This window comes from Ligilactobacillus salivarius DSM 20555 = ATCC 11741 (assembly GCF_001435955.1).
Lineage (GTDB): Bacteria > Bacillota > Bacilli > Lactobacillales > Lactobacillaceae > Ligilactobacillus > Ligilactobacillus salivarius.
In genome coordinates this window covers 1-11,465 of record NZ_AYYT01000012.1, presented here as the reverse complement: position 1 = coordinate 11,465, position 11,465 = coordinate 1, and the positions used below count along the sequence as shown (strand labels likewise).

Sequence of the window (11,465 nt, the reverse complement as noted above, 5' to 3'; positions counted from 1 at the left end):
CACCCCTATCTTTCTTTAGATTTACGCTTATTAATCACGTTAGGAGACTGTACATTATTTTTTTCTTTAGGATATTTAACAAAATCAAATTTTTTCTTTTCATGTGCAGCTTCAGTTGCAATATCTAAAGCTACATTATCTCCTAATTTTCCTTTAACATACTCGATATACTGAGGCATATCTAGCGTTGTAAATTCTGTTTCTCCTTTCTGTAAGGCTTCATTCCAATCTTTAACATCTACACTTTTAGGAATATCCGCATATACCTTAACTTGTTTTTCATCTGTTGCAAATTTAGATTCAAATCCTATATCTGCATCAATAACAAACTTCATGAAGGCTTTGACTCCTGCTTTATCAGTGTCAAAATTTAAATGTAACTCATCAGGAACTCCGACTGTTTTAAAAAATTCACCAATTGTTTCTAACTTAGTCCCTGCCCCGTTTAATGATATGAACCTATAACCTTCATCTTTCTTCTGATAATTTTTGGGCATGTATGTTTGATAAAAACTTAACGCATCAATTGGACTTTCAAAAATAAAAAATTTTTGTTTATCTGCCTTAGTTCTAACACTAAAATTGAAACCATAATTTTTCTTGGATCCAGGAACAACCATTTTTTTAGTTCCTCTATCCCCATATTTTTCATGATCAATCCTAGTACCTTGAATATCTGATCCTACTTCTTGTCCTTTTTCTTTCCAAACAAACAGTGCATCACCATATTTTAGTTCTCGAAGTAAGTCTCTATCTATGAGACCGTTTACTAAACGTGTACTTAACTTTCGCTTATTAATTAAATAGTCTTTTACCTGCTCATGATTACCTTTATTTTTCCATTTTTCTGGGACATACTTTTTATCCTCATATCTATTTGCAACAGCTTTTGATAATTCTGGAGATAATTCCTTTAATTCTTTTAGAATGTCTGTTGACTCCATACCTAAATACTCTCTCATAAATTGATATAGATTGCCACCAACGCCTTTAGAGTTCCAAAAAAATGTTTCACATTTCTTTTGATCTGTGATTCTAGTATCAATAACCAAAGAATCGTGATCCATTAATTTAAGGTAGTTTCCATTTCTAGTATAACCTATACCTTTTAAGTCTAAGTATTTCTGAATAGACTGGTTGCTAAGTTTTTCAAATAAATCTCTATCCAAGCTCTCCACCTCCAATTTCCTTAAGCATAGAGAAATGGAGATGATAATAAAACTTTCGCCAAAATAAAATATAAAAATTTAAACCTAGTACAAATTTGTACTAGGTTTAGTTTTTTAATTAATATTAATTAATATTAGGTTAATTCTAAGCAAAATAATAAGACAACTATACATCTAAACGCTGAACGCTTGCTTAAAATGCGTCTGACAGCACTATCTTTCCTTAGCTACACTAGGGGTTATAAATCCTCTACCTTGATTAAATGGTATAGTTCCTGTAGAAACTCCTCTAACTTTATCGGCTAGCATTGTACTAAATCTTGTATTTAATTTTGCAACCTTTTCAAAAATAGAAACTTGTTCCTTAGTACCTAGCTGTTTTAAGTTGTTCAGATAATTATCTTGTACTTGATCATAATCTTTTAAGACAACTTTTCCCCACAATTCTTTACTAAAGTCATCTGAAATTTTTGTTCCTAACTTACTAGTAATACCTCTTAGTAGCGTTTCATTCTCTTCTTTATCAGTCATAGATTGTGGTTGAATAATTATTGATTCATCTTCAATATAATATCCTACTCTATCAGGTTCACGTCTAATGGTTGCAGCGTCATCTTTACCATGAGTATAAATTTTTATACCCAAGTCGGTCGCAACTTCTCTTAATCCTTGGTTGATTGTTTTCAAGTCGGTATTTTCTAGTACGTTGTCTTTTTGATTAGTATATCTGCCATATTCTTCTTTAGGAACGTTAGTTTGACTAACATCAAAAACTGTTTGTAGCTTGTAATACAATTTCTTCTGAGTTTTTATATTACCGTTCTTGATAGCCTCTTTTTCCGAAGCAGTCGCTTTAAAAACATCTACAACAGATTTGTCCGCGCGTTGAAAAACTTCATGCTCTACAGGTTTAAGAATTTTTATTCCTTTCTCGCCTTTTTTAACATGGTACCCATCTTTTTTAAATTGATCAAAAGTTCTAACCCCTGTGGCATTTGGTTTTTGTGCTAGAATCAAAAGTTGGTTTCTTGCTGAGTAATTATTAAATTTCTGCATATCTGAGAACAATTGTAAGGTTTCTTGAGAAGTTGATAGTGTATTATTTATTTTTTCTTCAATAAATGTTTTTAGTTTATTAATAACCTGTAATTGTTTACCTTGCTTAGGTGTTTCTTTTTGATTTTTATGTTCTTTTTCAACTTTACTATTTTGAATATTACTTGCTTTGTCTATCTTATTTTGTTTTTCCAGTATTTCTTCTACAGCTGCTTTTGATTCATCATCTTTTGGTGTATACTTTTGACTCACTTGAAAATTACCATTCTCAGTTAGCTCCAAAGCAACTCCTCTTAGATTATTTACGAAATAAATACTAGGCTTCTTTTTCCATTGTTTTATGATATTATCATCAACTAATTTTTTAGCACCTGGGGATAAAGGTGTTTCAGCCAATCTAGCAATCTCCTCTAATTTGGCAAGTTCTTTTTTATATTTCCTAATAGTTGCTTGATTATAGTGAGACTCACCTTGCTTTGCTTTTTCAATTTCAGCCTTAATTCGCGGAATATTATCTACACTCATTATTAGTCCACCTTGCTTATTAAGACCAAGAGCTTTATTTTCATCTTGCCACTCAAGCTTCTCAATAAGTTCTTTTTGTTTTTCTATTTCAGTAGATAATTGTGTAGCCTTTTCATCTAATTTATTAGCTTTATTAAAAAATGCATTTCCACCACGTTTATCATTCATAGGCTGACCATTAGCCTGTTTATAATGGTCATATATGTTTTTCGTAGCTTCTGAAAATTCTTTTTCCAAGCGAGCTAATTTTTGCTTGGCACGTTTGGTTTTATATGATTCATACTTTTTTTCAGGTGCGTCTTCTTTACTTGACGATTCTTGTTTCTCATTATTTTTTGAATTATTATCTTTCTTATTTTGAATACTTTTATTATCTTCTGATATTTCCTTGTTCACTTTAGGTTCAATGATATTAATAGAAACTGCAGATACTAAATATTGTGCTGCTAAGTTACCATCATCACTAGGTAAAACAACATTTTGTTTATTACCTTTTGCATCAATGTAGCTTAATTCAACTCCAACTGCACGACCTGAACTACTCATAATTGATTGCATTCCTTGTTTTTCAACAGTAAAGTTAGTATCTAGAATATTTAATTTGTCTCCAATATCACTATTCTCTAACTTATTCTGTAAATCTACTTTGGTTGCAAATTCTGCTAATGCCTCTGAGCTGAAATACTCTGTTGGCCTAAGTCCTGTAGATTTAGTATAATCTTTAATTTTTTGAGACAATAATTCTAAATTCTCTCTATTTATCGAATTAAGCACTAATTTTAGATACTTTTTGCCTTTTTTGGTAATCACTTCTTTTTCATTGTTATCTTGTTTTTTATTTGTATCTTTTTTTAGCTCATCAACTAACTTTTTAGCTGAATTATCAAGTTCTTGTTTTTGAGCTTCTAACTTTTTATCACTATCAGGTTCATTTAAACTTAAATTTAAATCCTGTTGTTCAGCATTTTCAACAGATTTATTATCTGATTTTACTTTTTGCTTATGTTGGATACGTCCTTCTAAAGTCTGATTATATTCCTGTACACGTTGACGGTAGTTAGGAAATTTATTATCGAAATAGTTTACAATCTTTTTTCTAGTATCATCAGTGAAAAACGAATAAATAAGACTGTTCTTGTATTCGCTTTTGTCTTTCAATAATGAATTTTGTAAACCTATCTCTGAACTATAGACTTCAAAAGCTCTAGCGTACACTTCCGTTGGTGTCGTGTAATAATTCACGAAATGACTAGACATCTTAAGTCCATTGGCCACTCTATTTTGAATCTCATGTTGTGTTTGATGCAGTATTTCCTTAAAGTCATCTTGCATTGATAAAATATGTCTGAATCTATTAGCATATTGTCTTGTTCGTCCATCTTTAGAGAGTTCAGAATTATTAGCATTATAGTCTAAAAAATGTCCATATTCATGAATAAAAGATTCTATCCCTACACCTGAAGGACGGTACTCACTTTTAGACTCGTAACTTCTAAAATCAACGGCTAGTGTATTATTGAAAGGCACAAATAGACCTGTAGCATGGTGATTACCTAATTTTCTAAATCGAAGAATTGGCTTTTCACTATTTGTTGATTGAGGTAAGAACTTAACTGTTTCTCTAATTTCAGGCTCTAACTTTTTAAATTTATCTATATCAACATCGTTATCTAACTCTAAGTCTTTAAAATCCTGTTTTAAAGATGACTTTTCCATAGCGTCTAAAGTGGCTTTATTAATATTTTTCTTTGTTTGCCAACTTTTAGCATGTGTTTGTGCTTCAATATCTACTTCATATTGCATTTGTAGAGTTAAATTATAGGTATCTTCTAGATAATCGGATATACTATCAACCGCTTGATTCCTTAATTGCCGCTGCTCATAGTACCTAAAGTTCATTCGTTGCCAATCATTAACTTGTATCATGTAATCAGGATTATTAGTAGCTTCTTTTCTCATTTCTGCCGTTATTTCATTGTCATAGTACGCATCGTGGGTAAAGAGATACGCTTTCTTCTTGCCACTATTTTCTGGATTAGTGATACGTGCTAATAAAGTATTTATTTGATCTCGATTATCTGTATCTTTTAGCTCACGTAAGATATCTGTACATAACTTATCATAACCAATTGCCCTATTTAAATTACCAATCTGCATTTCAGAACGATTATCATTATTATCATAAATGGCATATTCATGCTTATGTAAAGTCCCTACTTTATTATCTGGATCTAGAATAATAGTTTTATTTTTCTTCCACAAATCTGGATTTCTACTTCTACTATCGGTATACGAAATCTTATAGACGTGATCTTTCCATCCATCAGTTTTAAATAAATCACCTGCTTCATTATATGCTTTAAATGTATTATGTCTATCACGGATCCTATCTACATTATTATCATCAAACTGAATTTTCTCGATACTAACATCACTTATATCCCCACCAAAATAGTCATCTTGATTTAGCATTCCTTTAATTGCAGTTTTCTCATCTTCTTCAGTCCATTCGCCATTGCGATAGATATAATCTGCAGTTTTTCTAAAAATTGTATATAAAGTATCGCTAGGGGTAACGTTTAAACTTTTCCCTGTCTGTTTAATTCCATAACGTTCCTTCATTAAATCTGTAATTTTTTCCATTAATCTTGCACCTCCTCTTCAGGCTGTACAAAATTTGAGTGGAGTTCATAGATAACTTTAGCTAGAATGTCTTTTGCTCCTTGATTATAGGGAGTATTATCCAACTTTTGGTATTCTTTGTTCATACGACTTAATTCAGCAGAGAATCTCTCTACATTAAATTCTTTTGTATCCATAATAAAAGCACATCCTTTCCTCTTTATATAGAAAAGATATGCTTTCTGTTTGAATTATTTAATTTTCGCCAAAATTTCTGAATTCTCGTTAAAAATAAAAGTTTTGACATATTTTTAACTAAATAATGTATGTACAGTAAATTTATGTCGAAAATGGGAGGCATAGTAAAGGAAAATTCCGTTTTTCTATGCTATAATTTCCTATAGAGAAAAGATTTTCATGTGAAGCATGAAAAAAGCCCCAGACCTCCACAGTCTAGGGCTATTTTTGTGTCTTCTACACAAAAAATCACTGAGTTACTCTACAAATAGCTATTAGTTGGTATCTTATTGTTAATATCTCTCTTTCAATTGCTCGTTAGCAAACTCTATAATAGCTTGTATATCTTCTTTAGTAGCAACTCTAAAAAAACTCTTTGCCGTACTTCTTTTGCTTAGATATCGTTTATGTTCTCGGTTTTGCTCGTTCCATTTTCTGTTATAAGCTACTTGCTTTTTCATTTTATTAGTAGTTTCTTTTGCCATTTTACAGTACTTCTTTCAATAGTTTTTCTTTACTTTTAAGTTTATGCCATGTATTATTGTATATGAAAAGAGGACAAACAGTTGCGACCTGCTTGCCCTCGAGCGTGAATGTTTAAGACTATTGTGGTGTATAAGCTAGTTACGATTATTTAAAATCGTGATTAGCTTTTTTTATTATCCAATATGCAACAGCAAGATCTACTACGAACTCACCTAGCGCAAGGATAACCCAAGCCAAAGCCTTTACACCTCTAGCCTCTCACGTGTTGTCATGACTCATCACCTCGCTGAATGTTTAATGTTTGAGGGGTGTTCAGCCTTACAACAATTCACTAAGTCAATCCATAAGGTAGCTAATCTTATTTCATGACCTGAATACATTATACTATAAAACGAATGTATGTTAAGTCAGTACATAATAGTTTTGCCCCTCTATAATTAAAAAACATCTCATGAATTTACACGAGATGTTTTTTGATTTATACCTTAAAATATATTAATCTTCACGTTTCTTCAAACTAGTTCCTGCCATACCCAAAGCAGCTACAATTGCAGCAAATCCTACTACTTCTTCAGCTAAAGTATCATTAGCTTCACCAGTTTGTGGTAATGCTGGTGATTCAGGAGCTTTAGGAGCAGGTGTTGATGTTACCATCTTCACTGGTTGTGGAGTAGCTGGGGTTTGTGTTTGAGCTACTGGGACACTTGGTGTTTCATGTGTCTTAGGAGTAGCAGGAGTTTCAGGTTCTTTTGGTTCAGGAGTTGTTGAATGAACTGTATTTGAACCAAATTTTTGACCGTTGATAATATTTGTGTAAGTATTATCAACTTCGCCAGCCTTAATTCTCTTAACACTCATCAAGATGTCAGCTGCAAAACCACTCTTGTCAAAGTCAACCTTATCCAAGAAATCTTTATCAACAGAGAACTCAACTGAACCAGTCTTAGTGTCAATGTTTTGACTTACGTGGTTAGAGATGTCTGTACCAGCCTTTAAGACTGTGCCATCTTTAAGAGTTACATCAACTGTAAGTGGAGCGATAAATTGACCATTGTATTGATCGTGATTTTCATCATAATCATCAACCCACTTGTATTCGTAGATGTCATGACCTTGATCTTTATCTAAGATACCACCTTTAAGCAAGTAATCGAAGTTTTGACCTAATTCAATTGTATGGTTGTTTAGGCTTGTACGATTATCTGCTGAGATAACAATATCCTTCTTAGGATCAATCTTAGGAACGTTGTTAGAAACAATGTCTGTTGCTTCGCCTTGACCGAATGTTAATTGCCATGCTTTGTTTTGGTACTTGCCAGCAAAGCCTTCCTTAACTTTCATTGGAGCATTAACTACAATGTTTGTTCCTGTTTCAACATAATCCTTGAAGAATTGTGCTGGGTCATCAGCTGAGATTAAGACAAATGCACCATTTGGTGTGATACCATTAGCTTTTAAAGCTGTAGCAACGTTTTCTGAAACTTCAGACAAGGATTGATATACCTTAGCTGATAAGCCCTTGACCGTCTTTCCATCTACTGTCTTGTAAGTAAATGTTTGAGGGTCAACGTCTAGGGCTTCTTCTGGGTAGTCATCAACGAAGTAGAAACCTTTAGCTAAATCTTGGTCTGTAACCTTGATGCCTTTGAACTTAGCTAAGTCCATTGTTAGTTCGTAATTGTTTACAGAACCTGGTAGGACGTTCTTACCATCAATGTTTACACCTTTTTCGTTCTTATCAACTTTAGTTGGTGTTGGTTTAGCAGGTGTGTCAACAGATACTTCATTTGTTTCAGTTACGTTATCGTTAGTTAATACCGTAGCTTTATTATTAATCTTTTGAGCGTCACCTTTAACCTTAACAACTAAGTCAATGATAGGTGTATGAGTTTGTTTGGACTTATCTTTGTTGTAAAGACCTAGCAAGTATGAATCTTCAGTAAAGGTTAAGTCTTGACCGTTCTTATCTAGCTTGTAGTGGCTAGTTACGTCTTCAAGTTCACCTTTATCGTTTTCAATCCAAGCCTTGAATCCAACAAACTCAGCGTTCTTGTCTAAAGTATCTTTAACTACACGCTTAGTAATATCCTCAGCACGTTCAGCTGGTAAATCACTAGTTGTGATTGGATATGTTACAACCGAACCATTTAGGATTAATGAACCGTCAACACTGTTTTCAGTATCGCCTTTAACATCTCCGCCTAACTCAACGTCCTTGTGAGCTTTTGGTGTAAAGACAACGATTGGTGTATCAGGAACTTCATCAGTGATTGAATCAACTGTTACAGAACCCTTGTTGTGTAGTGCTGTTGCATTTTCAATACCGTTATTAATAGTAAATGTTGTTACTAAAACAGCCTTACCAGAAGGTGTTTTTGCTGCATCTTTACGAGTAGCAAAAACCTTGCCATCTTTATTAGTCAAGTCGTATTCAGACGTTACGTCTTTTCCATTTTCAAGCACCTTAGCACTATCTAACTTAACTTTATCAGCAAAATCAGAGTAGTTATCAACTAGGACTAACTTAGATAATGGAGTTGCGAGCTTGCTTGCATCAGGTAAATCGACAGAAACTTGAGCAACTGCTTTATCACCAGAGAAGTAAATCTTGTTATCTGTTACATTGTTATCTAATACCCAGTGCTTATCTGTATCAGGCTTGTAAGTAACAATGTTTGGAGTTGGTGTTGGAACTGTTTCAGAGTTCAACGTTACTTCACCAGAGTTCATAAGTGTTGTTCCAGAAGGCACATCAGTATGAATCTTGAAGTTTACTCTAAACTCAACTTTACCACCAGGGGTCTTGCTTGCATCTTTACGAGTAGCAATTACATGATCGTTAGCGTTAGTAATGTTATATTGGCTAGTTACGTCAGTTCCATTTTCAAGCACTTGTGAACTTACATAATCAACTAAGCCTGCGAACTTAGAATAATTGTCGTCCAATTGAACTTTAGTTAATGGTGTAGCTAAAGTTTTTGGATCAGGTAAAGTCATAACTAACTTAGCATGAACTGTGTCATTATCAATAACAGTCTTCCCGTTAACGATTTGACCTTGAGCGTTAATCCAATCCTTTAATCCGTCTTGTTTATAAGTAACAATGTTACGGTCAGGAGTTGGTACTGTATGACTATTGATACGACCAGAGCCTGAGTTCACAAGTTGAGTACCAGAAGGAACGTCCTTATGAATTGTCCAAGTTACATTCAAAGTTACATTACCCGAAGGTGTAGCAGTTGCATTTTTACGTGTGGCAACAACTTGTCCATATACATTAGAAATATTGTATTCAGACGTTACATCCTTTCCATTCTCTAATACCTGAGCTGACTTGTAGTCAACCATCTTAGCAAACTTAGAGTAATCATCAATAACTTGAACAGTAGACAATGCTTTAGCTAAAGTGTTCTTATCAGGCAATGTCATGGTTACTTGACCGTGAATTGTATCACCGTCAATGTAAGTCTTACCATCAACTTTTTGTGAACCTTCTACCCAATGCTTGTCTGTAGATTGAACATAAGTTAGGATTTTAGCTTCATTTGTATTAACAGTGTTGTTGTTGATACGACCAGAACCACGGTTGATTAACTTAGTACCAGAAGGCAAGTTACTATTTAGCTTAAAGTTAGCAACTAAGCGAACACTACCAGAAGGAGTAGCACCTGGGTTCTTTCTTGTAGCTGTAATCTTGTTACCAGCATTAGTGATATTGTATTGACTCGTTACATCTGTATTATTTTCAAAGACTTGTGCATTCACATAAGATACTTTGTTTGCATAATCACTGTAATCATCAACTAAAGCAACGTCTGTTAAAGATTTAGCCAAACTGTCCTTATTAGGCAAAGTCATAGTCACTTGACCGTGTACCATGTCTTCGTTGATGTAAGTCTTGTCATCAACTACTTGTGAACCTTCTACCCAATGCTTACTTGTATCTTGCTTAAATGTAACAATTTGTGGAGTATTTGTATCAACTGTATGGTTGTTGATGCGACCAAATCCACGGTTAGTTAATTTAGTACCAGATTTAACATCATGATTAATTGCAAAAGTAGCAATCAAAGAAACCTTGCCACCAGGTGCTGTTGCAGCGTTTTTACGTACGGCTTGTAAGATACCACCTTGGTTTGTGATCGTGTACTGACTAGTTACGTCAGTACCATTTTCTAACACCTTATAAGATTGAAGTACAGTCTTATCGGCAAAATCACGATAGTTATCACCAACGGATACATAGGACAAAGTCTTAGCTAAAGCTTTTGGATCAGGCAAATTCATATCTACTTGAGTTGTGACAATATCATCATTGATATAAGTCTTGCCATCAACAACTTGTGATCCTTCTACCCAGTGCTTAGTTGGAGTTTGTGTGAAAGTAACAATTTGTGCATCAGGAGTTGGTACAGTTTGAGTATTAATTGTACCTGAACCTGAGTTAACCAACTTAGTTCCTGAAGGTACATCAGGGTTAACCTTAAAATCAACTACCAATGATACAGTACCGCCATTAGCTGTTGCAGGATTCTTACGTGTAGCTGTTACTACCTTATTATTATTTACGATTGTGTAATCACTAGTAGCATTACGTTCATTCTCGTAAACATTAGCTCCTGTTACAGTAACTAAATTAGCAAATTTACTATAATTATCTGTAATTGCTACATTACTTAATTTATTCGCTAATTTAGCAGGATCGGGCATTGTCATCGTTACCTTTGCATGTGCAATATCTTCATTAATTTCAATCTTGCCATTAACAGTTTGACTACCCTCTTTCCAAGCTTTATCAGTAGTTGGATTAAATTCATCGTAACCATGTGCTTCACCAAATGTTACACCGTCTCCACCGCCAACAGCACGGTCAATTTCTCCATCTGTAATACCATCATTAAGGGTTTTAAGAATTGTATTTAAAGTATAAGTTTCATTATCTTTTAAGCTAGATACATTTGTTGGTGACCATGATACAACATGATACTTCTTACCTTCAAAAGTCTTATCGTACTGAGTAAATTTACCTTGAGCAGTAACGTTAGTACCATTGCTTGTTGTTACAGTCCACTTACTTAGGTCAAAACTAACTGGTAGTCTGCCATCATTTGTATATTGGATAGCGTCACCTACAGCAAATTTGTCTAGTTTTTGATTTACACCAGTATACTGACTGATGTGTTGAGTACTTTCGTCACCAGCAATTAATGTCTTACCTTCCTTATCTGCCTTCTTGGTTGGATTAGGAATTGGAACTGATATTTTGTTGTAATGGTATGAAATATCTGTCCTATCTTCTATAGAAGCTGGATTCATTCTATCATAGTGATAAGTTACGTCTATTGGAGTTGGTTTCTCCAAAGCAACGTT

General features: G+C 33.8%; 5 protein-coding genes. All 5 read right to left on the bottom strand.

Going from position 1 to position 11,465, the window contains the following annotated elements; translation table 11 throughout:
* Nucleotides 1–5 precede the first annotated feature (5 nt).
* On the bottom strand, nt 6–1,178 hold the full coding sequence (locus FC55_RS06235) for a toprim domain-containing protein (protein WP_003699126.1): 1,173 nt from the start codon (nt 1,176–1,178) through the stop codon (nt 6–8).
* Nucleotides 1,179–1,382: 204 nt separating this feature from the next.
* The gene (locus tag FC55_RS06230; RefSeq protein ID WP_003699133.1) at nt 1,383–5,393 is read right to left on the bottom strand and encodes an ArdC-like ssDNA-binding domain-containing protein; all 4,011 of its coding nucleotides are present in this window, start codon (nt 5,391–5,393) and stop codon (nt 1,383–1,385) included.
* Complete coding sequence (locus FC55_RS10030) at nt 5,393–5,569, bottom strand: hypothetical protein (protein ID WP_003699134.1); 177 nt, start codon at nt 5,567–5,569, stop codon at nt 5,393–5,395. The genes FC55_RS06230 and FC55_RS10030 overlap by 1 nt, the downstream gene beginning before the upstream one ends.
* Nucleotides 5,570–5,902: 333 nt before the next feature.
* The gene (locus FC55_RS06220; protein ID WP_003699135.1) at nt 5,903–6,094 is read right to left on the bottom strand and encodes a hypothetical protein; all 192 of its coding nucleotides are present in this window, start codon (nt 6,092–6,094) and stop codon (nt 5,903–5,905) included.
* A gap of 496 nt (nt 6,095–6,590) precedes the next feature.
* The coding region (locus FC55_RS06215; RefSeq protein ID WP_235803286.1) for an SspB-related isopeptide-forming adhesin at nt 6,591–11,465 on the bottom strand (4,875 nt) is incomplete at its 5' end.

Coding starts and splice junctions, on each gene's coding strand:
- FC55_RS06230 (WP_003699133.1), bottom strand. CDS start 5,393: ATGGAAAAAATTACAGATTTAATGAAGGAACGTTATGGAATTAAACAG.
- FC55_RS10030 (WP_003699134.1), bottom strand. CDS start 5,569: ATGGATACAAAAGAATTTAATGTAGAGAGATTCTCTGCTGAATTAAGT.
- FC55_RS06220 (WP_003699135.1), bottom strand. CDS start 6,094: ATGGCAAAAGAAACTACTAATAAAATGAAAAAGCAAGTAGCTTATAAC.